This window comes from Leifsonia sp. NCR5 (genome assembly GCF_002105485.1).
Taxonomy (GTDB): Bacteria; Actinomycetota; Actinomycetes; order Actinomycetales; family Microbacteriaceae; genus Leifsonia.
In genome coordinates, this window is record NZ_NCSR01000004.1 from 1 (window position 1) to 24,311 (window position 24,311).

Annotated in this window: 23 protein-coding genes and 1 pseudogene; 10 read left to right on the forward strand and 14 right to left on the reverse strand. The window is 68.8% G+C overall.

Annotation, left to right across the window (positions count from 1 at the left end; all coding sequences use genetic code 11):
• The 4 genes and pseudogenes from B7438_RS04730 to pabB form a co-directional block, all read right to left on the reverse strand.
• A pseudogene (locus tag B7438_RS04730) lies at positions 1-465 on the reverse strand (hypothetical protein); the annotation flags it as partial.
• On the reverse strand, positions 462-1,073 hold the full coding sequence (locus B7438_RS04735; RefSeq protein WP_256921870.1) for a helix-hairpin-helix domain-containing protein: 612 nt from the start codon (positions 1,071-1,073) through the stop codon (positions 462-464). The pseudogene B7438_RS04730 and the gene B7438_RS04735, both read right to left, overlap by 4 nt.
• A gap of 200 nt (positions 1,074-1,273) precedes the next feature.
• Positions 1,274-3,943, reverse strand: coding sequence for a leucine--tRNA ligase (gene leuS / locus B7438_RS04740; protein WP_373270185.1), 2,670 nt, complete (start codon positions 3,941-3,943; stop codon positions 1,274-1,276).
• A gap of 8 nt (positions 3,944-3,951) precedes the next feature.
• Complete coding sequence (gene pabB, locus B7438_RS04745) at positions 3,952-5,394, reverse strand: aminodeoxychorismate synthase component I (RefSeq protein WP_085368418.1); 1,443 nt, start codon at positions 5,392-5,394, stop codon at positions 3,952-3,954.
• A gap of 17 nt (positions 5,395-5,411) precedes the next feature.
• Here pabB and B7438_RS04750 point away from each other — a divergent pair, with 17 nt between their 5' ends.
• From B7438_RS04750 to B7438_RS04760, 3 genes are all read left to right on the forward strand, one after another.
• Positions 5,412-6,194 (forward strand): aminotransferase class IV, encoded by a 783-nt coding sequence (locus B7438_RS04750; RefSeq protein ID WP_085368419.1) that lies wholly within the window; start codon positions 5,412-5,414, stop codon positions 6,192-6,194.
• 174 nt (positions 6,195-6,368) lie between these two features.
• A complete protein-coding gene (locus B7438_RS04755; RefSeq protein ID WP_143465616.1) occupies positions 6,369-7,304 on the forward strand; it encodes a hypothetical protein in 936 nt (311 codons plus the stop codon).
• Entirely contained in the window at positions 7,301-7,540 is a 240-nt protein-coding gene (locus B7438_RS04760; RefSeq protein WP_085368421.1) for a hypothetical protein, read from the forward strand. The genes B7438_RS04755 and B7438_RS04760 overlap by 4 nt, the downstream gene beginning before the upstream one ends.
• 245 nt (positions 7,541-7,785) lie before the next feature.
• Here the strand turns inward: B7438_RS04760 and cydC are convergent, their stop codons facing one another.
• The 4 genes from cydC to B7438_RS04780 are packed head-to-tail and all read right to left on the reverse strand — an operon-like array spanning position 7,786 to position 13,600.
• Positions 7,786-9,495: a thiol reductant ABC exporter subunit CydC gene (cydC, locus tag B7438_RS04765; protein ID WP_085368422.1), complete on the reverse strand. Its 1,710-nt coding sequence runs from the start codon at positions 9,493-9,495 to the stop codon at positions 7,786-7,788.
• 7 nt (positions 9,496-9,502) lie between these two features.
• Positions 9,503-11,152 carry a thiol reductant ABC exporter subunit CydD gene (gene cydD, locus B7438_RS04770; RefSeq protein ID WP_085368423.1) on the reverse strand — a complete coding sequence of 550 codons (1,650 nt, stop codon included), beginning with the start codon at positions 11,150-11,152 and terminating at the stop codon, positions 9,503-9,505.
• Between the two features lie 3 nt (positions 11,153-11,155).
• Positions 11,156-12,178, reverse strand: a complete 1,023-nt coding sequence (gene cydB, locus B7438_RS04775; protein ID WP_085368424.1) for a cytochrome d ubiquinol oxidase subunit II — start codon at positions 12,176-12,178, stop codon at positions 11,156-11,158.
• Positions 12,179-12,187: 9 nt separating this feature from the next.
• Positions 12,188-13,600, reverse strand: a complete 1,413-nt coding sequence (locus tag B7438_RS04780) for a cytochrome ubiquinol oxidase subunit I (protein ID WP_085368600.1) — start codon at positions 13,598-13,600, stop codon at positions 12,188-12,190.
• Between the two features lie 96 nt (positions 13,601-13,696).
• On the opposite strand from B7438_RS04780, the gene B7438_RS04785 reads away from it, so the two are divergent.
• The 4 genes from B7438_RS04785 to B7438_RS04800 are packed head-to-tail and all read left to right on the forward strand — an operon-like array spanning position 13,697 to position 16,364.
• Positions 13,697-14,065: a BlaI/MecI/CopY family transcriptional regulator gene (locus B7438_RS04785; protein WP_085368425.1), complete on the forward strand. Its 369-nt coding sequence runs from the start codon at positions 13,697-13,699 to the stop codon at positions 14,063-14,065.
• A 6-nt stretch (positions 14,066-14,071) separates the two neighbouring features.
• Positions 14,072-15,016, forward strand: coding sequence for a M56 family metallopeptidase (locus B7438_RS04790; RefSeq protein WP_085368426.1), 945 nt, complete (start codon positions 14,072-14,074; stop codon positions 15,014-15,016).
• 41 nt (positions 15,017-15,057) lie between these two features.
• Positions 15,058-15,675, forward strand: a complete 618-nt coding sequence (locus B7438_RS04795; protein WP_085368427.1) for a TetR/AcrR family transcriptional regulator — start codon at positions 15,058-15,060, stop codon at positions 15,673-15,675.
• Positions 15,672-16,364, forward strand: a complete 693-nt coding sequence (locus B7438_RS04800) for a DedA family protein (RefSeq protein WP_085368428.1) — start codon at positions 15,672-15,674, stop codon at positions 16,362-16,364. Before B7438_RS04795 ends, B7438_RS04800 begins: the two co-directional genes overlap by 4 nt.
• Before the next feature lie 28 nt (positions 16,365-16,392).
• On the opposite strand, the gene B7438_RS04805 is transcribed toward B7438_RS04800, so the two are convergent.
• From B7438_RS04805 to B7438_RS04820, 4 genes are read right to left on the reverse strand one after another with little or no spacing between them, the layout of a single operon-like run.
• The gene (locus B7438_RS04805) at positions 16,393-17,325 is read right to left on the reverse strand and encodes an ABC transporter substrate-binding protein (RefSeq protein WP_085368429.1); all 933 of its coding nucleotides are present in this window, start codon (positions 17,323-17,325) and stop codon (positions 16,393-16,395) included.
• A gap of 49 nt (positions 17,326-17,374) precedes the next feature.
• Positions 17,375-18,124 carry an ABC transporter permease gene (locus tag B7438_RS04810; protein WP_085368430.1) on the reverse strand — a complete coding sequence of 250 codons (750 nt, stop codon included), beginning with the start codon at positions 18,122-18,124 and terminating at the stop codon, positions 17,375-17,377.
• Complete coding sequence (locus B7438_RS04815; protein ID WP_085368431.1) at positions 18,121-18,807, reverse strand: ABC transporter permease; 687 nt, start codon at positions 18,805-18,807, stop codon at positions 18,121-18,123. Before B7438_RS04815 ends, B7438_RS04810 begins: the two co-directional genes overlap by 4 nt.
• Entirely contained in the window at positions 18,804-19,694 is an 891-nt protein-coding gene (locus B7438_RS04820) for an ABC transporter ATP-binding protein (RefSeq protein ID WP_085368432.1), read from the reverse strand. Before B7438_RS04820 ends, B7438_RS04815 begins: the two co-directional genes overlap by 4 nt.
• Before the next feature lie 295 nt (positions 19,695-19,989).
• Between B7438_RS04820 and B7438_RS04825 the strand changes: the two genes are divergently transcribed.
• Positions 19,990-20,553: a hypothetical protein gene (locus tag B7438_RS04825; protein ID WP_143465618.1), complete on the forward strand. Its 564-nt coding sequence runs from the start codon at positions 19,990-19,992 to the stop codon at positions 20,551-20,553.
• Between the two features lie 2 nt (positions 20,554-20,555).
• On the opposite strand, the gene B7438_RS04830 is transcribed toward B7438_RS04825, so the two are convergent.
• Both B7438_RS04830 and B7438_RS04835 read right to left on the reverse strand, forming a co-directional pair.
• Positions 20,556-21,020, reverse strand: a complete 465-nt coding sequence (locus B7438_RS04830; protein ID WP_085368434.1) for a hypothetical protein — start codon at positions 21,018-21,020, stop codon at positions 20,556-20,558.
• Positions 21,021-21,155: 135 nt separating this feature from the next.
• Positions 21,156-21,815: a TetR/AcrR family transcriptional regulator gene (locus tag B7438_RS04835; RefSeq protein ID WP_085368435.1), complete on the reverse strand. Its 660-nt coding sequence runs from the start codon at positions 21,813-21,815 to the stop codon at positions 21,156-21,158.
• A gap of 204 nt (positions 21,816-22,019) precedes the next feature.
• Here B7438_RS04835 and B7438_RS04840 point away from each other — a divergent pair, with 204 nt between their 5' ends.
• Complete coding sequence (locus tag B7438_RS04840; RefSeq protein ID WP_085368436.1) at positions 22,020-23,087, forward strand: App1 family protein; 1,068 nt, start codon at positions 22,020-22,022, stop codon at positions 23,085-23,087.
• Between the two features lie 55 nt (positions 23,088-23,142).
• Positions 23,143-24,294, forward strand: a complete 1,152-nt coding sequence (locus B7438_RS04845) for a winged helix DNA-binding domain-containing protein (RefSeq protein ID WP_085368437.1) — start codon at positions 23,143-23,145, stop codon at positions 24,292-24,294.
• Positions 24,295-24,311: the final 17 nt, after the last annotated feature.

Sequence of the window (24,311 nt, forward strand, 5' to 3'; positions counted from 1 at the left end):
GGCGGAGATGGGGGTGGGTGTGGGTGAAGGTAAAAGAACCGATTGGGCGGTTCCGCGCCAGCGCGCGCGCTCGGCACCGTCGAAGCCGGGTGAGATGTGGTGCGGGGTACTGTCGACGCGCACGGTCATGGTGACTCGCTGACGGTCGGCACCGTCGGTGAGGATCGGCGGCGTTCTCGTCTGAGCCTGCGTGGCGACCACGCTGGTAACCAGAGCGACGGACGCGAAGGACACGCTGCAGAGCGTTGCGAGGAGCGCTGCGCGGTGGTTCGTGCGCGCTCGAGGCGGACGCCGTCGAGCGGTCGCCCGCGCGCGCCCGACCAACACCGCGACGAGCAGGGCGCCGGCGGCGAGCATCCAGCAGGCGACCGCGAGCGGGCGGGCGGCATCCGGGGCTCCGATGGTGAGCGCGGCGGCGACCCAGAGGGAGACCGCCGGTGGGATCAGGCGGAGGTCGGGCCTCATACGGTCACCCGGTCTTTGAGGCCGTCGAAGAGTTTCTGGCCGATGCCGGTGATGGCGAGGAGGTCGGCGGGCGAGGTGAAGCGGCCGTTCGCGGCGCGCCAGTCGAGGATGCGGGAGGCGAGGGCGGGGCCGATGCGTGGGAGGGTCTCGAGGTCGGATTGCGTGGCGGTGTTGAGGTTGACCGTGGACGCGGACGAGCCAGACGCGGCAGCACCCGAACCGGCAGCGGGCGGCGGCGGAAGCGGCTCCCCGACGCGCGGGACCGCGAGCTGCTCGCCGTCGGTGACAGGGCGGGCGAGGTTGACGGTGCTGAGGTCGGCATCCTCGGTGAGACCGCCCGCCGCGGCAACCGCGTCGAGCACGCGCGCTCCCGCTGCGAGGGTGACCAGGCCCGGGTTGGCGACGGCTCCGAGCACGTGCACCAGCAGTTCCCCGCCCGGCGTGGGCGACGGGTCACCAGCACTCGACGGCGACGGTGCAGGCGCATCGACCGTGGTCGTGGAGCCTTGCTGGCCGAACGCCGACACGACGACCGTCACCACCAGCGCTCCCAGCAGCAGGACGACGGCAGCGCCTACGCCGAGACGAACCCGCCCCGACCGCGGCACAACGACATCCGCCCCGTCCTCCGCAACACGCGCAACACCCGCAACACCCGCAACACCCGCTTCAGCATCCGCATCCGTCTCCCGCATCCCCTCACGCTACGAACCCCGCACACTCCCCCAGCTCCACACGAAAGACCCGTGGAAAACACCGACGGCCGCCCTCCCTGTGGAGAGCGGCCGTCGAAGCCTGCGCGAACGTACTACCCGCGCGCCCGCGTCGCGATGTTCACGAGGCGCGGCGCGCGCACGATCACGTTCACGATCTCGCGGTCGCCCACCGAGCGCTTCACGGCCTCGGAGGCGCGTCCGAGGGCTTCCAGCTCGTCCGTCGAGATCTTCGGGGAGACCTCGAGGCGGTCGCGGACCTTGCCGTCGACCTGGATGACCGCGGTGACCGACTCCTCGATCAGCAGCGTCGGGTCCGGCTTGCGCCACTGGGCCAGCGCGACCGCGGGCTCGTAGCCGAGCATCGACCACATGTCTTCCGCCGCGTACGGCGCGAACAGGTTCAGGGCCATCGCCGTGACCTCTGCCGCCTCGCGCACGGCGGGGTCGGCGGGGCCCGCGCCGCTGTCGATGGTCTTGCGGGTGGCGTTCACCAGCTCCATCAGGCGCGCGACGACGACGTTGAACTTGAACGCCTCGACCAGTCCGGGCGCGTCGGCGAGGAAGCGGTGGGTGACGCGGCGCAGGGCCGTGTCCCCGTTCTTCCAGACCGCGTCCGGGCTGCTGGTCACGTCGTGGGCGACGCGCCAGGCGCGGGCCAGGAACTTGGCGCTGCCGGACGGCGAGACGTCCGCCCAGTCGATGTCGTCCTCCGGCGGTCCGGCGAACGACATGGTGAGGCGGACCGCATCCACGCCGTGCTCGTCGAGCTGCTCGGACAGCTTGACCAGGTTGCCGCGCGACTTGCTCATCGCGGAGCCGTCCATCAGTACCATGCCCTGGTTCAGCAGCGCCGTGAACGGCTCAGTGAAGCTCAGGTAGCCCTGGTCGAACAGCACCTTGGTGATGAACCGGGAGTACAGAAGGTGCAGGATGGCGTGGGTCACGCCGCCGACGTACTGGTCGACGGGCGCCCACTTCTCCGCCTCTGCCGGGTCGAACGCCTGCGTGGAGTCACGGGCGGACAGGAAGCGCAGGAAATACCACGAGCTGTCCACGAACGTGTCCATCGTGTCCGTGTCGCGCGTGGCAGGGCCACCGCAGTTCGGGCAGGCCACGTTGACCCAGTCCGACGCCGCTCCCAGCGGGCTGGTGCCCTTCGGCTGCAGGTCGAGGCCCTCCGCGGGCGGCAGCAGCACCGGCAGGTCGGACTCCGGCACGGGAACCTCGCCGCAGACCTCGCAGTGGATGATCGGGATGGGGGTGCCCCAGTACCGCTGGCGCGAGATCAGCCAGTCGCGCAGGCGGAAGTTCTTCGCCGGCACGCCCAGGCTGCTCGCCTGCAGCGCCTCGGTGACGCGACGGATCGCGTTCGACTTGCTCAGCCCGTCGAACGGCCCGGAGTTGATCAGACGGCCCTCGCCGGTCAGCGCAACGCCGGTCTCCGATGGGTTCTGCAGGGGCAGGTCGTCCGGCAGGATCGGCTCGCCGGTCTCCGGGTCGGTGTGGATGACCGGGATGGCGCCGGTGACGGGCTGGTTCGTGTCGACGACCACGCGCACCGGCAGGTCGAAGGCGCGGGCGAAGTCCAGGTCGCGCTGGTCGTGCGCCGGCACGGCCATGATCGCGCCGTGACCGTAGTCGGCCAGCACGTAGTCCGCCGCCCAGATCGGCAGCTTCTCGCCGGTCAGCGGGTTGATCGCGTGGCGTTCCAGGAAGACGCCGGTCTTCTCGCGCTCGGTGGAGAGGCGGTCCATCTCCGTGGTGCCGCGGACAGCATCCAGGTAGTCGTCGAAACGCTGCTTGACCTCCGGACGCGCATGCTTCACCAGCTCGGCGGCCAGGTCGGAGTCGGGGGCGACCACCATGAACGTCGCACCGTAGAGCGTGTCAGGACGCGTCGTGTACACCGTCACCGGCTCGTCGCGTCCCTCGATCGCGAACTGCACGTCCGCGCCGGTGGAGCGGCCGATCCAGTTGCGCTGCATCGACAGCACCTTGGACGGCCACGCGCCCTCCAGCTGGTTCAGGTCGTCCAGCAGGCGGTCGGCGTAGTCGGTGATCCGGAAGTACCACTGGGTCAGCTTCTTCTTGGTGACCAGGTTGTCGCAGCGCTCGCAGCGGCCGTTGACGACCTGCTCGTTCGCCAGCACGGTCTGGTCGAACGGGCACCAGTTGACCGAGCTGGCCTTGCGGTACGCCAGGCCCTTCTCGTACAGCTTCAGGAACAGCCACTGGTTCCAGCGGTAATACTCCGGATCGCTGGTCTGCAGCACGCGATCCCAGTCGAAGCTGGGCGCGTAACGGCGCATGCTGGCCTTCTGCTGCGCGATGTTGTCGTTGGTCCAGCCATTCGGGTCGAGCCCGCGCTTGATCGCGGCATTCTCCGCCGGCAGACCGAAGGAGTCCCAGCCGATCGGGTGCAGCACGTTGAAGCCCTGCTGACGCCAGTAGCGGGCGATCACGTCGCCCAGCGCGTACGCCTCGGCGTGACCCATGTGCAGGTCGCCGGACGGGTAGGGGAACATGTCGAGCACGTATTTGCGCGGACGGGTGTCCGCCGGGTCGTCCGTGGCGAACGGCTTCAGGTCGTCCCAGACCGGAAGCCACTTGTCCTGGATGGCGGCGAAGTCGTAGTGCGCGCCCTCGGCCGGCGCGTTCGCTGAATCGTGCTCGTGTGCCACGTGACTCTCATTCTTGAAGGTGCTTGGCCGCTGTCGAGTGGATGCGGCCGGGAAGACGTCGGGCGGCGTGCGCCCAAACATCCACACTACTAAACGTTGCGGTCGGCCGATCCGTTCCCTGGTGGCTGTGCGTCCGCTGCGAACAGCCCGGCGGCGGCGAACAACGCCCGCGCTTTGATCCGCACCTCCTCCAGTTCCTCCTCCGGCACGGACAGCGCCGTGATCCCGCCGCCTGCGCCGATGCTCACCCGCCCGTCGCGGAACACGACGCTCCTGATGACCATCGCGAGGTCGGCGGCGCCGTCGAGGCCGAGGTAGCCGAAGCATCCCGAGTAGACGCCGCGCGGGCCGCGTTCCAGCCCGGCCAGGATGCGCATGGCGCTGAGCTTTGGAGCTCCCGTCATCGAACCGGCCGGGAAGCACGCCTCCACCGCGTCGACCGCGCCGAGGCCGGCGCGCAGCCTCCCCTCGACCGTGCTGACCAGCTGGTGCACCTGCGCGTAGCTCTCGACGGCCAGCAGGTGCCGCACGCCGACGGACCCGACCTCGCTCACCCGGCCGATGTCGTTGCGCATCAGGTCCACGATCATCACGTTCTCCGCGCGCTCTTTCTCACTGGCCTCCAGCTCGGCGCGCAGGGCGATGTCGGCGGCGACGGTGGCGCCACGCGGCCTGGTGCCCTTGATCGGCTTGCTGAGCACCCCGCCGGAGGCGGTCACCGCGAGGAACTGCTCGGGCGACGAGCTCACCAGCGTCGTGCCCCCGATGCGCACGAACCCGGCGTGGTGTGCCGGGCTCGAGCTGCGCAGCCGCAGGTGCACGGCGAGCGGGTCGGCGTCGCTGACGGCGTCGGCCCGGTTGGTGAGACAGAGCTGGTAGGCGTCGCCCGCGCGGATGGAGTCCTGGCAGGAGCGGATCATGGCGAGGTATGCGGCGTCGTCGTGCCGCCAGTGCGCCGCTGTCCGCTCGGGCAGTGGATGCGCGTCCGCGTAGCGCGCCGCTGCGCCGTCGGCCGCGTGCAGGCGTTCGGCCGACTCGGCGAGCCAGCGGTCTGCATCCTGTCCGTCCGCGTCCTCCAGCACCAGCAGTTCCACGCCTCCGGTGCCGTGGTCGAACACGACGGCACGGTCGGCGAACAACATCGCTGCCGCAGGCCCATCCTCCGCCGCGAACGGCACCCCGAGCGCCGCTGCCCCGGTCTCGTAGCCCAGCCAGCCCACCCAGCCGAGCGCGAACGACGGTTCGCGCGTGCGCGCCGGAACCAGCTCACGGGTGGAGAGGTCGGCGCGAAGCAGGTCGAGCATGGTGCCAGGACGCGTCGTGGACCCGTCGCCGTCCGTCACCTGCACCGAGCCGCTGTCCAACGCGGCCGTCGCCACGATCGTCCCGGTCGCGAGGATGCTCCGCCCGCTCTCCGCATCCGGTCCGGCGTCCAGCCAGACCGCATCCGGCGCGTCGGCGAACAGCGCGACGAAGGCGTCTGCGGCGTCCGGTCGCCCGTCGAACTGCTGCACACGGAGACGGGTTGGCACTGCATTAGCCTAGGCGAATGGATGCGCGCACCACCCTCTCCGATTGGCGCGACGGCGAACTCGTCGCACTCGACGACTGCGAAGTGGTGGAGCAGACGCTCGACGTGGCCGACTCGTTCCTGGTGGACGACGGCCGGGTGCTCGCGCTCGGCCTGCACCGCTCCCGGTTCCTCGACTCCGCCCGCGAGCAGGGTTTCCGCGACCGCGCCGAGACCGAACGCTTCTGGGACGCCGCCGTCGCGACGATCCCCCGCACCGGCGCCTGGTTCCCGCGGTTCGAGCTGGCGACGATCCGGGATGCGCACCGCCTCCGCTTCCGCCTGCGTCCCGCTCCCCCGCTGACCGACTCCGTCGTCCTCGCGACGGCCGACGGCGACCCCCGCCGCGTGCCGGACATCAAGGGTCCGGACATCGCCCAGCTCGGCGTGCTCCGCCAGCGCGCCCAGCAGGTGGGAGCCGACGAGGCGGTCATCCTCGACAACGGCCTCATCTCCGACGGAACGACGACCGCGCTGCTGTGGTGGCGCGGCGACACGCTCGCCACCCCTCCGCTGACCTTCGCGAAGGTCGACAGCGTGGCGGCGCGCACGGTCCGCGGGGTGGCGGCTGCGCTGCGCATCCCTGTCGACGAGGAGGCCGTGACCCCCGCCGAACTCAAGGGAATGGTGGTCTGGGCCGTGAACGCGCTGCACGGCATCCGGGCGGTGACGTCGTGGGTGGACGGGCCGCAGCTGGCTCAGGATGCGGCGCGTGCGACCGCGTGGCGCAGCCGGCTCGCTGCGCTGGCGCGGGAGGTGTGAGCGGACACGCTCACTGTGCCCCGTGTATTGTCACTGTAATTTATATCCAAGCATTGTGCATTTCATACTGATGTCGCTAACGTCGATGTTCCGGGATAGCTGACTCCTGTTCACGCTGACGCGATCAGGTCGCGGACTCTGCCAGCTCCATCGCTCTACGTGAATGGCACAACAATGAAATCGAAGAAACCGCTCCACGGCATTGCAGCGTTTGCTGGGTGCGTCACAATCGCAGTCGGGCTACTGGGTGCTGCCCCTGCATTCGCCGACACCTCCGAGCCGGCCACGCTCGAGAGCGTCGCTCGCGCTACTCCGGAGACGACGAGAGACGCCGCGCAGATTCCGACGACTGCGTCGGGAACGAACGCAATCGACGCACACGTGGCCGATGCGGAGGTGGTCATTCCTGTCGAGCCCGAAGCGGGCATTTCCGTCGGCACTTCGACTGGCACGATAGGGATTTCGCTTCCGTTCGCGTCGAGCGCGGAAACCGCGACAGTGGAGTCGAAGGGGATCGTGTCGTATGACAACAACAATGGGTCGACCTCCGTGCCCGTTGTCACCGCGGCCGGTGCGCTCCAGATCAACACCGTCATCACCGATTCTGCGGCCCCTTCGCGCTACAGCTACCAGCTGACCCTCCCGTCCGGCGGTCAGATCGTTCCTGCAGGGCGAGGCTATTTCGTGGTCAATGCGGAGGGTGACCCGGTGACCTTTATCGCTGAGCCGTGGGCCAAGGACGCACGCGGCGTTGCCGTACCGACACACTATGAGCTGAACGACACGACGCTCACCCAGGTTGTCGACCACAGGGGCACAGCGAACTACCCGATCGTGGCCGATCCGGCGTTCGTGTGGGAGATGGGTCTCCCTTCGGTCAAGCTCAATCGTGCCGAGACCAAAACCGCGACGACCATGACCGGAATGGCAACCGTCTGCGGCTGGGTGACGCGGCTCACCGGCTATGTCGGAGGAGCGCTGTGTGGAGCGAACGCCGGGTCCATCCTGGTCAACAGTCAGCGCGCATACAACGCTGGCAAGTGCGAACAGCTCTTGATCGGCCCCGGCGTCATCGGGAGCCTCGCGTATTCGGGTGGCTACTGCAAGTGACCATCGTCGACGCGTTCCGACCCGAGGTGCGGCAAGCACTCAACGCCACGATGCCGCGCAAGGTCGCGTCGTTCGCATCGATGCTCCTGCTGGTTGTTCTGGCGTTCACCTTCGGAGCGGTCGTTCCGTGGTGGATCTGGCTCATTGTGCTCGCTGTCGACGGAACGATCTTCCTCGTCCTGGGTAACTTCTGGGCCGGACGGGATGCGGTGGCTACGCAGCGTCGCGGGGACTGAACAGGAAAGGCGTATCGGAGAGGCGCACGTCCGCGCCTCTCCGTTCGTCACCCTTCGCTAGCGGCGGAAATTGCCGAGGAAACTGTCCGCAACAGCAACACAGACTTCGCCGACTCTCGAGAGCCAATGCCGGAAAGCCACTCCGGTCACTCGATTGGGTCGACTCATTGATTCCTCGATCCGCTCGGCGTCTCGCACCAGCCTAGCCGCCCCTCGAGACGCAGCCTTCCGGATACCAGAATCTCCTACGCCACCACCCGCCCGTCCTCGATCCTGACGCTCCTGTCGACCAGCTCGGACGGCACGCGCGTGTGCGCGATCATCAGCACGCTGCGCCCGTCCTCGGCCGCGGTCGTGAGGATGTCGCGCACGACCGTGTCGGCCACAGCGCCGTCGACGTTGGCCGTCGGCTCGTCCACGATGAGCACGGGGAAGTCGGCCAGGATGGCGCGGGCGAGCGCGATGCGCTGCGCCTGACCGCCGGAGACGAGCGCGCCGCGCTCCCCCACCGGCGCGTCGAGCCCGCCGCGGGCGGTCGTCCACTCGCCGAGGCCGACGCGGTCGAGGACGGCGAGGAGGTCGGCGTCCGTCGCCGTGTCCCGCGCGAACAGGAGGTTCTGGCGGAGGTCGGCGTCGAACAGGAACGGCTGCTGCTCGCAGAGGCCGACGATCCTGCGCACATCGTCCTGCCGCGCCGAAGAGGCCTCGACACCGTCGATCGTGTAGCTGCCCGAGTAGTCGATGAGCCGCGTGAGGACGTGGGCGATGGCGGTCTTGCCCGCGCCCGTCGGCCCGGTGAGCAGCACCCGCTCTCCGGGCGCGATCCGCACATCCACGTCGGTCAGCACCGGGATGGATGCGCCGGGCCAGTGCGCGCCGACCCCGGTCAGGCGCAGCTCGGGGACCGACCGCACCACGAGTTCGACCGGCGCATCCCGGTCGACGGGGATGCCGGAGGGAAGCGTCTCCGGGGCCGTCTCCGCGATGCGTTCGGCGCTCGCGACGACCTGACGCCACGAACCGAGCGCGAGCGGCACCATCCCGAAGACCTCGAACACCGCGAGAGGGAGCAGCGCGACGACCGCGAGCTCCGGGCCGTCGATCCGTCCGGCGCCCAGGGCCGGGATGCCCGTGGCCAGGGCGATCGCCGTGGCGGCGCCCGCCAGCACGGAGACGACAGCGCCGGTCAGCGCCACCCCGACCGCCCGCGAACGCACGGCCGCGGTGAGGGCGGCGCTCGCGTCGTCGACCCTCCTGCGCGCGGTGTCGAGCGCGCCGAAGGCGGTGAGGACGTCGAGGTTGCGCACGAGATCGCTGACGGCATCGCTGAGGTCGGCGCGCAGCGGGGCGAGCCTCCGCTCCGCCCGGCCGGACGCCCAGGTGTTCACGAGGGTGCCGACGACGAACGCGAGCGCGAGCGTCAGGAGCAGGCCGAGCGCCGCCTCCGGGAGCAGCAGGAACGTTCCCACAACCGTGAGCAGCGCGATCAGCCCGGACGTCGCCAGCGGCTGGACTACCCGCAGCGGGTAGTTCTGCAGCTCGTCCACGTCGTTCGCCAGCCGGGAGAGCAGGTCGCCGCGGCGCGTGCCGCCGAGGCCGTCCGGTGCGAGCGGCACGAGCCGCCGGTACAGCTCCGTGCGCACCTCCGGCAGCTGCCGGAAGGCGGCGTCGTGCCCGGCCAGCCGTTCGAGGTAGCGGAAGAACGCGCGCCCGAGGGCGAACGCCCGCACCCCGACGACGGCGAGCGAGATGTACATCAACGCCGGCTGTTCGGCGGCGCGCGCGATCAGCCACGCCGACGACGCGAGCAGCGCAACCGCGCTCCCGCCGCTCAGCACGCCGAGCGCAATGGCCGACCACAGCCGCCGCACGGGAGGCAGCGCGAGCCGCAGCACCCGGCGGGCGCCGGGCGACGCGCGGTGCAGGCCAGCGGAGGACGGGACGCCCGCCTCCATCACTCGTTCACTCGACACGGCTTCCGGCCTCCATCCTCAGCACCAGGTCGGCGGCGTCGGCCACCTGTTCCCGGTGGCTCACCACGAGCACGGCCACACCGTCGTCGGCGATCCTGCGCAGCGTGCCGAGCAGCCGCGCCTCAGCGGCCTCATCCAGGGCCGAGGTCGGCTCGTCCAGAAGCAGCACAGTCCCGCCAGAAGATACAGAGGCACCGGATGCGCGCAACCGGTACACCGCACGCGCGACGGCCACCCGCTGCGCCTGCCCTCCGGACAGCCCGGCGCCCCCGACGCCCAGCATCGTCTCCGGCGCCAGCTCGTCCGCAGCGGCCAGCCGCAACGCCTCGACGACCAGCGCGGGTTCGGGATGTGCGGAGCCGAGCGCCACGTTCGACGCGATCGTCCCCGCGATCAGTCCGGGGGTCTGCGCGGCCCAGGCGACGGCATCGCGGCGACCGGCCGCATCCACTGCTCCCCCCGCGCTGATGCCCCCGGTGAACGGCACGAACCCGAGCACCGCGGCGAGCAGCGAGGATTTCCCGCTGCCGCTCGGCGCAGTCAGGACGGCGAGGGTGCCGGGCGGGATGTTCGCGGAGAAGCCGGTCACCACCTCCCGGTCGTCGTAGGAGATGGTCACGTCGTCGAACACGAGTCCTGGCTGTCCGGATGACGAAGCAGCACCCGCCGCAGCACCCCCAGCAGCCCTGTCTTCATCCAGCACCGCGAACGCCGCCTGCGCCGCCTCGATCCCCTCCGTCGCCGCGTGGAAACTCGCGCCGACGTTCCGCAGCGGCAGGAACGCCTCCGGAGCGAGCAGCAGCACGAACAGCCCGACGGACAGGTCCAGCTGCCCGTTCAGCAGCCGCAGCCCGATGGCCACAGCGACCAGCGCCACCGACAGGCTCGCCGCGAGCTCCAGCACGAAGCCGGAGAGGAACGACATGCGCAGCACCTTCATGGTGTGCACCCGGTAGTCGTCGCTCACCGACCGGATGCGCGCCTCCTGCCGGTGCTGACGTCCGAACAGCTTGAGGGTCGAGAGCCCGTCGACCACGTCGAGGAAGCCGCGCGACAGCCGGGACAGCGCAGACCACTGCTTGCTCTGCGCGGCCTGGGTCGCCCAGCCGACGAGCATCATGAACACCGGGATGAGCGGCAGCGTGATCACGACGATCAGCCCGCTGGTCGGGTCCTGCCAGAAGATCACCAGCACCAGGATGGGCGTGGCGACGGCCGTCAGGATCAGCTGGGGAACGTACTTGGTGAAGTAGCCGTCCAGCGCATCCAGCCCGCGGCCGACCGTCACGGTCACGTCGGCCGTGCTCCGCGTGCGCAGCCAGCCAGGACCGAGCCGGCCGATGGCCGCGACCAGCGCGCTGCGCAACTGACCGACCACCGTCGCCCCTCCGCGGGCGGCGGCGGACTCCGCAAGCCAGCCCACCGCCCCGCGCACGAGCACCACCAGCGCCAGCCAGCCCAGCAGCCCGGCCAGCGCCGCCGGCTGCTCCCCCGCGACGCCGCGCACCACCAGCTGCGTCACCAGCCAGGCGAACAGCACCACGCACGCCGTCTGCGCCACGGCGAGCACGCCGCCCACCGCGAGAGTGGTGCGCGCCGCCGCCGCGTAGCGCAGCAGCCGGGGATCGAGGGGACGCACGGGTCAGCCGGCCTCGACGGGCACCGGCGCCTCGGCCGGGATGCTCGCCCGGGTGACGCGCTTGCGGAAGATCCAGTACGTGAACGCCTGGTAGAGCAGGATCAGCGGCAGGAAGATCGCCGCGACCCAGGTCATCACCGTCAGCGTCGTCTGCGAGCTGGACGCGTTCGCGATCGTCAGGCTGTTCTCCGGGTTCGGCGACGACGGCATCACGTTCGGGAACAGCGCGGCGAACAGGGACACCACGGCCAGCGCGATGGTGACGGCCATGAACGTGAACGACCAGCCCTCCGCCCCGCGCAGGTTGGCGACCCAGGATGCGATCAGCGCCACGGCGGCGAGCAGGGCCAGCACCACGAACACCACCGAGAAGTGGGCGATGGCCGTCCACAGCAGGAACGCTGCGGCCACCACGATCGCGGCGAGCCCGGACTTCACCGCCAGCTTCCTGGCACGCTCGCGGATCTCGCCGTCCGTCTTGAGAGAGATGAACACGACCCCGTGCGTGAAGAACAGCAGGAGCGTGGTCAGCCCGCCGAGCAGCGCATACGGGTTGAGCAGGTCGAAGAGCGTTCCGGTGTAGTTGTACTGCGCATCCAGTGCGACGCCCTGCACGATGTTCGCGAACGCGACGCCCCAGAGCAGTGCAGGCAGCAGCGAGCCGACGAAGATCATGCCGTCGAACCACTTCTTCCAGCGCGAGTCCGGTCGCTGGTGCCGATACTCGAACGAGACGCCGCGCACGATCAGCGCGAGCAGGATGAGCAGGAGGGCCAGGTAGAACCCGCTGAACAGGGTGGCGTACCACTCGGGGAACGCCGCGAACAGCGCAGCCCCACCCACGATCACCCAGGTCTCGTTGAGGTCCCACACCGGGCCGATGGTGTTGATCATCACGCGGCGGTCGACGTCGTCCTTGCTGAGGAACGGCAGCGCCATCCCGACGCCGAAGTCGAAACCGTCGAGCACGAAGTATCCGACGAAGAAGAACGCGACGATACCGAACCAGAGAATTGCGAGATCCATCAGAGACTCCTAGTAGACCGTCGTGACAGGGACGTGGTTGCCGTCGTCGTCGACGTGCTCCTCCGCGGGAGCAGGACCCTTCTGGGCCGCGCGCTTCATCAGCGAGAACTCGACGACGGCGAGCGTGCCGTACACCGCGGTGAACGCGATCAGCGAGATCAGCACGGTGAGGCCGGTGACCCCGGGCGACACCCCGTCCTCCGTCTTCATCAGGCTGAACACGATCCAGGGCTGCCTGCCCATCTCGGTGAAGACCCAGCCGACGATCATGGCGAGCATCGAGAGCGGGAACGCCCAGATCGCGGCCTTCCAGACCCACGTGTTGGTGGGCATCCTGCCCTTGCGGGTGAGCCAGAGGCCCACGACGGCGACCAGGACGTGGAGCATCCCGAGCCCGATCATCCAGCGGAACGCCCAGTAGGTGATCCAGATGGTCGGCGTGTAGTCGCCGGGGCCGTAGAGCTGCACGTACTGCGCCTGCAGGTCGTTGATGCCCTCGACCGTGCCGTTCAGCGTGTGCGTCGAGAGGAACGACAGCAGATACGGGATGCGGATCGAGAACAGTTCGTGCACGCCGTCCGGGGTGCCGAGGGTGAAGATCGAGAACGACGCGTCCGCGCCGGTGGAGGTCTTGTAGAGCGCTTCCGCCGCCGCCATCTTCATCGGCTGGGTCTGGACCATCGCGAGGCCGAGCTGGTCGCCGCTCAGCACGGTCAGCGCACCGGCGCCCACCATCACCCACAGGCCGAACTTGAGGGCCGGGCGCATCGTGTCGAGGTGCTGGTTCCTCGACAGGTGCCAGGCCGCCACCGTGATGATGAGGCCGGCGGACACCATGAAGCAGGCGAAGATCGTGTGCGGGAAGGCGGCGAGGGCCACCTTGTTGGTCAGCACGGCGCCGATGTCGGTGAGCTCCGCCCTCCCCTTCTCGGCGTTGATGCTGTATCCGACCGGGTTCTGCATGAACGCGTTGGCCGCGATGATGAAGTACGCCGACAGGATGCTGCCGGCGGCCGTGACCCAGATGGTCGCCAGGTGCAGGCCGCGCGGGAGCTTGTCCCAGCCGAAGATCCAGAGCCCGATGAAGGTCGCCTCCAGGAAGAAGGCGAGCAGGCCTTCCAGCGCGAGCGGTGCGCCGAAGACGTCTCCGACGAAGCGGGAGTAGTTGGACCAGTTCATCCCGAACTGGAACTCTTGCACGATGCCGGTGACGACACCCATCGCGAAGTTGATCAGGAACAGCTTCCCGAAGAAGTGGGTCAGCTGCAGGTAGTGCACCTTCCCCGTGCGGTACCAGGCCGTCTGGAAGATCGCGACGGAGGTGACCAGCCCGATCGTCAAGGGGACGAACAGGAAGTGGTAGATCGTCGTCAGCCCGAATTGCCACCGTGAGAGCAGAAGCGGGTCAAGGAGTTCGTGCACGGGTGTGTCCACCTTCCTCGTCGATTTCTACGCTCTGTAGAACTCGACTTCTACAAAGTGTAGAACATTCTCAGCGTGCCGCGGTACCCTGGATCCGTGGCCAATCTCGGAGAACTGGAACGAGCGATCATGGACGCTCTGTGGAACAGCGGAGCCCCGCTCTCCGCCAACGAACTACGCGACAAGCTAGCGGCATCCAGAACCGACGGCAAGACTCCCGCCCTCACCACCGTGCTCACCGTGCTGTCCCGGCTGGAGCAGAAGGGCTTCGCCGAACGAGACAGGGATGCGCGCCCGCACCTCTACACCGCAGCGGTCTCCCGTGCCGGCCACGTCGCCGACCTGATGCGCGAAGTCCTCGAGACCTCCAGCGACCGCAACGCGGCGCTCGCGTACTTCGTCGGCTCGGTCGACGAGTCGGAGGCGGAGACGCTGCGCCACCTCCTCGACGCCCGCACCTCCTAGCCTCCCGTGCCACCCGTCAACGAGATCGCCGTGCTGCTCGGCGTGCTCGCCGTCGCCCTCGCCTGGCCCGTCCCGGTGCTCCTCGCCCGCGCGAAGTGGCCGGCGTCCGCACCGGTGCTCGCCCTCGCGCTCTGGCAGTCCATCGCGCTCGCCGGTGGCATCTCGATGATCGGCTCCCTGCTGCTCTACGGGCTGCAGCCGTTCGGGCTCGATCTCTGGTCGCGCATCCAGGGTGCGGCCTCGACCGTGTTCTCCGGCCCGCTGCCCGCCGGGGCGTCGCTGCTCAACACCTTCGCCCTGAGCGCAGCCGTCCTCCTCACCGTGCACCTGCTGCTCAACCTCGCACTCACCTCGGCGCGCAGCAGACGCCAGCGCCACCGCCACCGGGAACTCCTCAGCCTGCTCAGCGAACCGCTGCCGGACACCCCGAGCACGCGCATCATCGACCACCCGGCCCCCGCGGCGTACTGCCTGCCGGGCGCGAAGAGCGTGACCGTGCTGTCCGAGGGCATGATCGCGCTGCTCACCCCGGAGCAACTGGATGCGGTGGTCGCCCACGAGCACGCCCACCTGCGCCAGAAGCACCACCTGCTGCTCGACGCGTTCCGCTCCTGGAAGCGGGCGCTCCCCTGGTTCCCCATCGCCAACAGGGCTCAGGATGCCGTCGCCCTGCTGATCGAGATGCTGGCCGACGACGCCGCCCGGCCAGCGGCCGGCGACCGCGTGCTCGCCGACGCCATCCGGGTCGTCGACGACACCGGCACGGCCGGCGCGGTGCTCGGCGCACCCAAGGACAGCCGCACCCCGGAGGAGCGCAGGCACGCCATCGCTGCGCGGGTCGAGCGCCTCGATTCGGCGAACCGGCCGGTGAGCCCCGCGCTCCGGCTGACCGTGGTCGTGCTCGCTGCCGCCCTGGTGATCGTGCCGCCCGTCCTGGTGCTCACCAGCTGACACTGCGCGTTCGTTCAGCCCGCGCCCAGTAGCATTTCCCCATGCCGAAGAAGGGGCCGCAGAAGGGCTCGTACGCCAAGGGAATCGCCAAGCGCGAGGAGATCCTCACGACGGCGCTCGACGTCTTCGCACAGAAGGGCTACCGCGGCGCGTCCCTCCGTGAGATCGCGAGCTCCGTCGGCCTCAGCCAGGCCGGGCTCCTGCACCACTTCTCGTCGAAGGAGGAGCTGTTCGCCGAGGTGCTCCGCAAGCGCGACGAGGTGGACGAGCACGCGCATCCGGAGGGCGGCAGCGTCCGCGGCTTCGACACGCTCGTCGACATCGTGCGCCACAACGCCGACGTGCCCGGCCTCGTCCAGCTGTACGCGACCATCTCCGCGGAGGCGGCGGACGAGGACCACCCCGGCCACGCATACTTCGTCGAGCGCTACGCCATGCTGATCCGCGCCATCGAGGAGCACGTGCGCGCCGAGCAGAGCGCAGACCGCATCGACCCGTCGCTCGACCCGCTGCAGGTGGCGCGCCTGGCCATCGCCGTCGCCGACGGGATGCAGGTGCAGTGGATGCTCGACGACAGCGCGGACATGGCGGCCACCCTCGAGTACTTCTTCACCCTCATCCGGCGCGAGCCCCGGGATGCGCGGACGGCGACGCCGTGAACGAGGCGCTGACCTGGATCCTGGACATCGTCCAGAGCGTCGACCCCGTGCTCCGCACCCTCCTCGCCGGTGTCGGAATCCTGTTGGAGACCTCGATCCTGATCGGCCTGATCGTGCCGGGCGACACCATCGTGCTGGTCGCCAGCACCGCCGTAGCGAGCCCGATCGAGTACTTCGCGCTCGTGGTCGTCGTGATCATCGGAGCGCTGGCCGGGGAGAGCATCGGCTTCGCCCTCGGCCGGTACTTCGGCCCGAAGATCCGGGCGAGCAGACTCGGCCTGAAGCTCGGCCAGAGCAACTGGGACAAGGCGGAGGCCTACCTCGCCAAGCGCGGAGGGATCGCGGTGTTCCTGTCCCGCTTCCTGCCGGTGCTGCACTCCCTCATCCCGCTCACCGTCGGCATGAGCCCGATGCGCTACCGCACCTTCATGGCTTGGACGGCTCCGGCCTGCGTGATCTGGGCGTTCGCCTACGTCTCCGTCGGATCGGCCGCCGCCGGCAGCTATCGCGAGCTGTCGCAGGAGCTGCACGGCGCCGGCTACGTGTTCGTCGCCATCATCGCCGCCTTCATCGTGCTGGCGTACATCGTCAAGAAGGTGCTGCAGAAGCGCGAGGCCAGGCACATGGACGCCGGACACACGGATGCGGCGGTCCGGGAACCCGAACCGCCGCACCTCGACGAGGCCTAGCCCCGCCTGTCGCCTTCCGGCGCTCCTGCTACTTCTTGATGGGGTGGCTGGACAGCCACTCCTTCGCCAGCGCATCCGGCTGCGTCTTGCTGGCGCCCTGGTTCTTGCCGTTGAGGTCGATCAGGTCCTCGGTGGTGAGCTCGGCCGACACCTTGTTCAGCACGTCCTTCACCGTGGAGCTGGCCTTCTTGGAGTTGATCAGCGGCACGATGTTCTGCGCGGCGATCAGGCTCTTCGGGTCTTCCAGCGTGACGAAGCCGTTGTCCTTGATCGCGGGCGTCGTGGTGTAGATGTCCGCCAGCTGCACGTCGCCGTTCTTGAGGGCTGCGACGGTCAGCGGGCCGCCGGAGTCGCTGATCGGCTTGAGCGTGGCGGTCACGCCGTACGCGCTCTTGAGCCCGGGGATGCCGTACGGGCGCTGGCCGAACTCCGGGTTGGCGCCGACGGTGAGCGGCTCGGTGACCTTGGACAGGTCGGAGAGGCTCTTCACGCCCCACTTCTCCGAGAACTCCTTCGTGACGTTGTACGAGTCCGCGTCCTGCGCCTTGGCCTGGTCGAGCACCTCGAAGCCGGATGGCAGCGCCTTGGAGAGCGCCGCGTACACGTCGTCGCTGGAGGTGTCCGTGCTGGACTTGTCGTAGAACTGCAGCAGGTTGCCGGAGTACTCGGGGATGAGGTCGATCGAGCCGTCCTGCAGCGCCTTCAGGTAGACGTCGCGCTGGCCGATGCTGGGCTTCAGGTTGACCTTCACGCCGTTGGCCTCGAGAGCCTGGCCGTAGATCTGCATGAGGATCTCGGACTCGCCGAACGCGGCGGAGCCGATGGTGACGGTGTCGCCGGACGACGACGACGTGGACGAATTGTCCAGTGCTCCGCCGCCGGACGAGCACGCGCTGAGAGCCAGCAGGGCTCCCGCCGCGAGGACGCCGGCCGCGATGCGGCCTCTCTTCGATGCGAACATGTTCGTTTCTCTCTTTCGGTGGGTGCGTTGGGACTGTGGGATGGAAAAATCAGAGGTTGGTGCCGAGCGGGCGGTTCGGGACGGACGGCCCGAGCGGACGCCAGGGGTCCTTCGTGCGCACATCCTGGACCTTGCCGGCCGCGACGCCGCGGGGCACGACGAGCCGCTGCACGATGGCGAACAGCCCGTCGGTGACGAGGGCGAGCGCGATCACCAGGATCGAGCCGCCGAGCATCTCGTCGTACTTCTGCACGGCCAGCCCGTCGAACAGGTAGCGGCCGAGGCCGCCGACCGGCAGGATCGCGGCGACCGTCCAGGTGGCGACCACCTGCAGCGCAGCAGAACGCAGGCCGCCGATGATCAGCGGCAGCGACAGCGGGAGCTCGACCTTGAGCAGGATCTGCAGCTCGGTCATCCCCATGCCGCGGGCCGCGTCAATAGTGCGCCTGTCGACGGATTCGAGGCCGGAGTACGCCCCGGCGAGCACCGGAGGGATCGCCAGGATGGTCAGCGCCATCAGCGGTGGGACGATGCTCAGGTTGAGCGTGATCAGCGCCAGGTAGACCACCAGGCCGAGGGTCGGGATGGCGCGGAGGGCACCGGATACGCCGATCGCGAGCCCGCGGAACCGGCCGGTGTGCCCGATGGCGAACCCGATCGGCAGCGCGATCACCGCGGCCAGGATGAGGGTGAGCAGCGAATACCAGACGTGCTCCCCCAGCCGGGCGGCGATGCCGCTCGGCCCTGCCCAGTTGGCTGGGTCGAAGACCCAGGCGAACGCCGCGAGGATGTCGGTCATGCGCCGGTCACCGCCTTCAGCGCCGCCCGGCGGGTGGCGCGCTTGGTCGTTCCGAGCCTCGTCCACGGCATCAGCAGCCTGCCGAGCAGCACGAGGGCGAGGTCGAAGACGAGGGCGATGATCACGATCGCGACGATGCCGGTCACCACCTCGGCGTTGTTGTACTGGTTGAGGCCCTGCACGAACATGGTGCCCAGGCTGGACACTCCGATCAGGGAGCCGACGCTGACCAGGCTCACGGTGCTCACCGACACCACCCGCAGTCCGGCGAGCAGCACGGGACCGGCGAGCGGGAGTTCCACCGACCAGAACCGGCGCCAGGTGCTGAAACCGATCGCCGTGGCCGACTGCATCACGTCACCCGGCACGCTCGCGAGCGCATCCGAGCTGGTGCGGACCATCAGCGCGAGGGCGTACAGGCTGAGCGCGATCACGACGTTCACCGGGTCGAGGATCTTCGTGCCGAACAGCGCAGGCATCGCCACGAACAGCGGGAGAGACGGGATGGCGTACAGGATGCCGCCCAGGGTCAGCAGCACGCCGCGGCTCACCCGGTAGCGATTCGCCACCCAGCCGATCGGCAGTGCGACGATGAACCCGATGATGATTGGAAAGACGCTCAGCGTGACGTGAGCGACCGTGAGGTCCCAGACCAGGCCGATGTTCGACCACAGCCAACTCACGACGCTTCCTCACCCTGCGCCGGAGCACCCACGACCTGTGCGGTCGTGGCCTTTGCCTCGGAGAGGGCCGAGCCCTCCGAACGCAGCACACCGGCTGTGCGGCCGTCGCTGTCCACGAGCACGCTGCCCGTCGGGGTCTCCTCGATGTGCAGGGCGCGCTTGCCCCTGTCTGCGCCGACGAACGACGCGACGAACTCGTCGGCCGGGTTCGCCAGGATCTCGGCGGGCGTGCCCTTCTGCGCGACGATGCCGCCCTTCCGGAAGATGACCACCTGGGTGCCGAGCCGGAACGCCTCGTCGATGTCGTGGGTCACGAACACGACGGTCTTGTCCAGCTCCCGCTGCAGATGGATCAGCTCGTTCTGCAGCTCGTCGCGCACGATCGGGTCGACGGCGCCGAACGGCTCGTCCATCAGCAGGATGTTCGGGTCGACCGCGAGCCCGCGGGCGACGCCGACGCGCTGCTGCTGGCCGCCGGAGAGCTGGCTGGGGTACTTGTCGGCCAGGGAGCGTTCCAGCCCGACCGTGTCCATGAGTTCCAGGGCGCGCTCCCGCGCATCCCGTTTCTTGTCGCCGCGCAGCAGAGGAACGGTGGCGATGTTGTCGACGACCTTCCTGTGCGGCAGCAACCCGGAGTTCTGCATCACGTAGCCGATGCTGCGCCGCAACTGCACGGGCTTCAGGGACATCACGTCCTGGCCGTCGATCTCGACGGTGCCGCTGCTGGGGTCGACCATCCGGTTGATCATGCGCAAAATGGTCGTCTTGCCGCTGCCGGACGAGCCGACCAGCACCGTGATCTCACGCGACGGGATGACGAGGGAGAAGTCTTCGACCGCGACCGTACCGTCGGGAAACTGCTTCGTTACCGAGCGGAACTCGATCATGTGTGCGGCTCATTCCTCGAAGTTGGCATCGGATCGACACAGGCCTGTCCTTTCAGCCAAACACGATTGAGGCGCTTTGGCAAAGGATTGCGTCGAAATGTGGCGCGGGCGGTCCGGAACAACCGAACCCCCTTTCCGTGTCAGTGGCACTGCACACTCTGTTCGGTGTGGAGGACGTATCGGATGGCAACATGCCACCACCCACTGACATTCCCAACTTCGACGAAGTCGTATCGACCTGACGAGTCTCGAAGCCGGTGTGAGAATATGGCACGAAGAGATACGGGAGCACCACATGTTTTTTGATGATGCGTACGATATTCCTGCCTGGCCACGCGAGATGTCGATCCGCGTGTCGGACGGTGCCACCCTCCTCGAGCTGCTGTGGTTGCGGCACCGCGCGCTCGGTAACGCTGAGCCGGCCCTGCCGTGCGCCGACCTTCCCGGCGAGCCGACGCCATCCGCGGACGTCGTACTCGTCGGGACGTGGGAGAAGCTCTGGAAGGATTCGCTCACTCACCTGCGGCGCGTACACGAAGCCGATCCGGCAACGATACCGGAGCAGCCCACGTTGTGGACCGCGCCGAGCGCCGATGGGCTGAGCACTGCGCTCGGCCTCGACGCCGGCGACGGCGCTCGCACCTGGCGACAGTTCCTGCATTTCGATCCGAACGCGGAAAGAGCAGCCGGCGAGAGCACGCAACGCGCCTTGCAGGCGGGCCTCCGTGTCGTCATCGAGATTCCACTCCGCGACCACTACACGGCGAGACTGAGCAATGCGACGCTTCTGGTGTCGTCGGTGACACGAGGAAACCTGCCGGAGTACAGGGAGGCACTTCGCTCCCTCGCCGGACGATGACGTTAGGAATGGAAATTCTCTCCCGGCGACCCGGAGAGGCACACCGCGCCATTGTTCATCACGACATTCGACCCGGGCAGCACATTCGCGAAGTCGCCGCCTGAGAGTGAGGACGACCAGCTGCTGCTCCACGACGGTCCGCTCCCCCCGAGCCAGGTATGGGACGTCAGCCCGCCCCATCCCCAGACCTGCACCGTCCAGTTCATCGCGATCACTGGACGCGGCACCACGAAGCCCGTCGAGATGAATTTCGTGTTTCCGCGCGAGACCGCGTTGATCCAGGAGTTCCCACACGGTCCGTTGACCCACGTGGTTCTTGTCCGCGTGTCCTGCTTCGCAACGAATTCACGCTCGAACGCGATAGCTTCCGGACTCACCGGCACCGACTGCTGCGTGCCGTCGCCCTGCTCGACGATCGTGTAGGCGTTCGCTTCAGCGACATCGATATCGAACCCAGCGAGCACCATCTACACAGCGGTTCCGGTTTGGAAACACCCGACGGGCGTCAACCCAGCCGCGCTGACTACGTACTAGCGAAGGAAGGCTCTCTTTAGCGTTATTTGCATTACCTGGATTGCACCACGCTCGCGAGGTGCACCCGATCAGGCCTTGTCGCCGTAGCGCTTCTCGAGGTACTCGCGGGCGACGACCCTGGCCTCGGCGATGAAGCGCTCGTCGCCGGTGGGGTCGAGCACGAAGGCCCTGTTGATGAGGGAGTCCATCATCTCCACCACGACTTCGAGGTGGAAGGTGAGCTCGTCGCCGGCCGGGAGGCCGAATTCGTCGGAGAGGATCTCGGCGAAGCGGTGGGCGAAGAAGTCGTCGTCCTGGCCCTGCTCGTCCTCTGGCGCTCCCGAGCGCTCCGCGTCGGTGAAGCGGATGATGCGGAAGCCGGGCTCTGCGCGGAACATGCCGACGAACGCGTCGATCGCGCACTCGACGGCCATCCACCAGTGCTCGGGCTCCTGCGCCCTGATGCCCTGCACGACCGCCTGGCGGTAGCGCACCACAGCGCGGTCGCGCAGCGCCTGGAGCAGCACGATGCGGTCCGGGAAGTAGCGGTAGACGGTTCCGATGGACGCGCCGGCCCGCTCGGCCACCATCGCGGTGGTGAGGCGGTCGAAACCGATCTCGTCCACCACCTCCGCAGCGGCGTCGAGCAGCGCGTCGATGCGTGCTGCGCTCCGCTCCTGGATGGGTTCGGTTCGCACCAGTGGTGCTCCGGATGTGTTCTGACCGGCCACGAGGTCGTTGATGGGCACGAGGGCTACTCCTTTTTTTCCTGCAGATCAACAATACGTCTGTCGGGTCCCCAGCCCCACGGCGTTCAGTACCGTGATAATCGGATCATATTCGGGGAAACCTCATTTATGCCGGGGAATTCGCTCCGACTCGCCGCATACTGCATCCCCAGATCTGGGGGATGCGCACACGGGTGTCCAGCGTCCATGAGAAACTAGTCAGATATGCCCGCCACCCCTGACAAACGCGGCGCGAGCGTCGAGCCCATCATGCATCGCGCGGCGCGCATCGAGGATGCGTTCCACGATTTCCGCGCCCGCCGCGCCCGCAAGCGCGGATATCTGGCGACCGTCGTGCCGTACGCGGGCTACGGAGCTCCGACCTGGGCGCGCATCCTGGGCAGGGTGGTTCTCGCCAAGGAGCCGAAGCCGGGCAGCAGGGCGGAGCGCAAGCACCGCAAGCGCGAGGAGAGCATCCGGGGCTGGCGGTCGTTCACCAGCGTCCCCGTCTCCGACACCCCGGTCACCATCGAGATCGAGGGCGACCGGCACACGGTGATGCCCGACCGCGGCGGCGTGATCGACACGGTCATTCCCGTGCAGCTCACGCCCGGCTGGCACACGGTCAGGATGTTCACCGAGCAGTCGACGCGCGTGTTCGAGGCCCCGGTCTTCATCGTCGACCCGAAGGCGACCTTCGGCATCATCTCCGACGTGGACGACACCGTCATGGTCACGGCGCTCCCCCGCCCGCTGCTCGCCGCCTGGAACACCTTCGTGCTCGACGAGCACGCCCGCGTCGCCACGCCCGGCATGTCCGTGCTGCTCGAACGGCTGGCGGCCACGCATCCCGGCACGCCGGTGATCTACCTGTCGACGGGGGCGTGGAACGTCGCTCCGACGCTCACCCGCTTCCTCTCCCGCAACCTGTTCCCGGCCGGTCCCCTGCTGCTGACCGACTGGGGACCGACGCACGACCGCTGGTTCCGCAGCGGGCGCGAGCACAAGCGCGTCAGCCTGGAACGGCTGGCCCATGAGTTCCCCGGCCTCAAGTGGCTGCTGATCGGCGACGACGGCCAGCATGACGAGATCCTGTACGGCGAGTTCACGACCGCGCACCCGGACAGCGTCACCGCCGTCGCGATCCGGCAGCTGTCCAACAGCGAGGCGGTCCTCGCCGGTGGCCGGTCGAAGGCCGAGAAGCACACCGAGCTGAGTGGCGCGCCGTGGGTGTACGCACCGGACGGCGCCGGACTCAGCGAGCAGCTCAACGACCTCGGGCTGCTGCACTAGGCGAGCCTCCGCCGGTCGTGTCCGGCGTGTCGGCGGTGTCCGGGATACTGGGGCCATGACAGCACGCCGCGCCGACCTGCTCAGGATGCGCAGACGCGCGCAGTTGCTCGACCCGCCCGCTGCGCGCGATACGGCGGCGGGAAACTCGGCACCGAACGACCCGACCGCCGTCGTGCACCGGATGCTCGCGGTCCAGGCCCAAGACTTCGGCGCCGCGTGCTGGGCGCTCGGCGCCCGCAGCCCGGGCAGCACGCGCGACGACGTGCTCGCCGCGCTCGACGCCGGCAGCATCATCCGGTCCTGGCCGATGCGCGGCACGCTCCACTTCGTCCCTCCCGCCGACCTGCGCTGGATGCTCGGGGTCACGACCACGCGCATGGTCGCCGGTCTCACGGCCAGACACCGGCAGCTGGAGCTCGAGTCCGCCGACTTCGTCCGTGCGCGCGACATCGTGACCGACGCCCTCGCGGGCGGAGGACGCATCGGCAGAGCGGAGCTGATGGCGCTGTGGGAGGCGAACGGCATCGCGACGGCCGGGCAGCGCGGCTATCACCTCATCTACTTCCTGGCCCAGACCGGCGTGCTCTGCTGGGGGCCGACGCACAAGACGCAGCAGGCGCTCGTGCTGCTGGACGAGTGGGCACCGCCCGCCACGGCCAGGCAGCTGGAGCCGGACGCGGCCCTCGGCGAGTTCCTGCTGCGGTATCTGCTCGGGCACGGCCCGGCGACCGTCAAAGACTTCGTCTGGTGGACCAAGGGCACGATGGCGGGTGCGAAGACGGCCATCGCGGTGCTCGGTGACCGCATCGGCCGGCTGGAGGTGGACGGCGTCGAGTACCTGGTCGCGGCGGAGCACGCGGACGGCGGGGAACAGGCGGAGGACAGAGGCAAGGCATCCCGCGCCGCCGTCGACCTGCTGCCCGCGTTCGACGAATATCTGCTCGGCTACCAGGACAGGTCGCCGGTGATCGACGACGCGCACTTCACGATCGTCGTGCCGGGCTCGAACGGCGTGTTCGCGCCCATCCTGGTCTCCAAGGGACGGGTGGCCGGCACGTGGAGGCGCACGACGGCATCCACATCGGTGGCCGTCGAGCCGCTTCCGTTCGGGCGGCTGACCGCGGCCGAGCGCGCCGGCGTGAAGCGCGCGGCGACGGCGTACGGCCGCTTCCTCGGCCTGCCAGCGACGGTCACCGCGGAGGGCTGACGCCGGTAGCCTGGGAT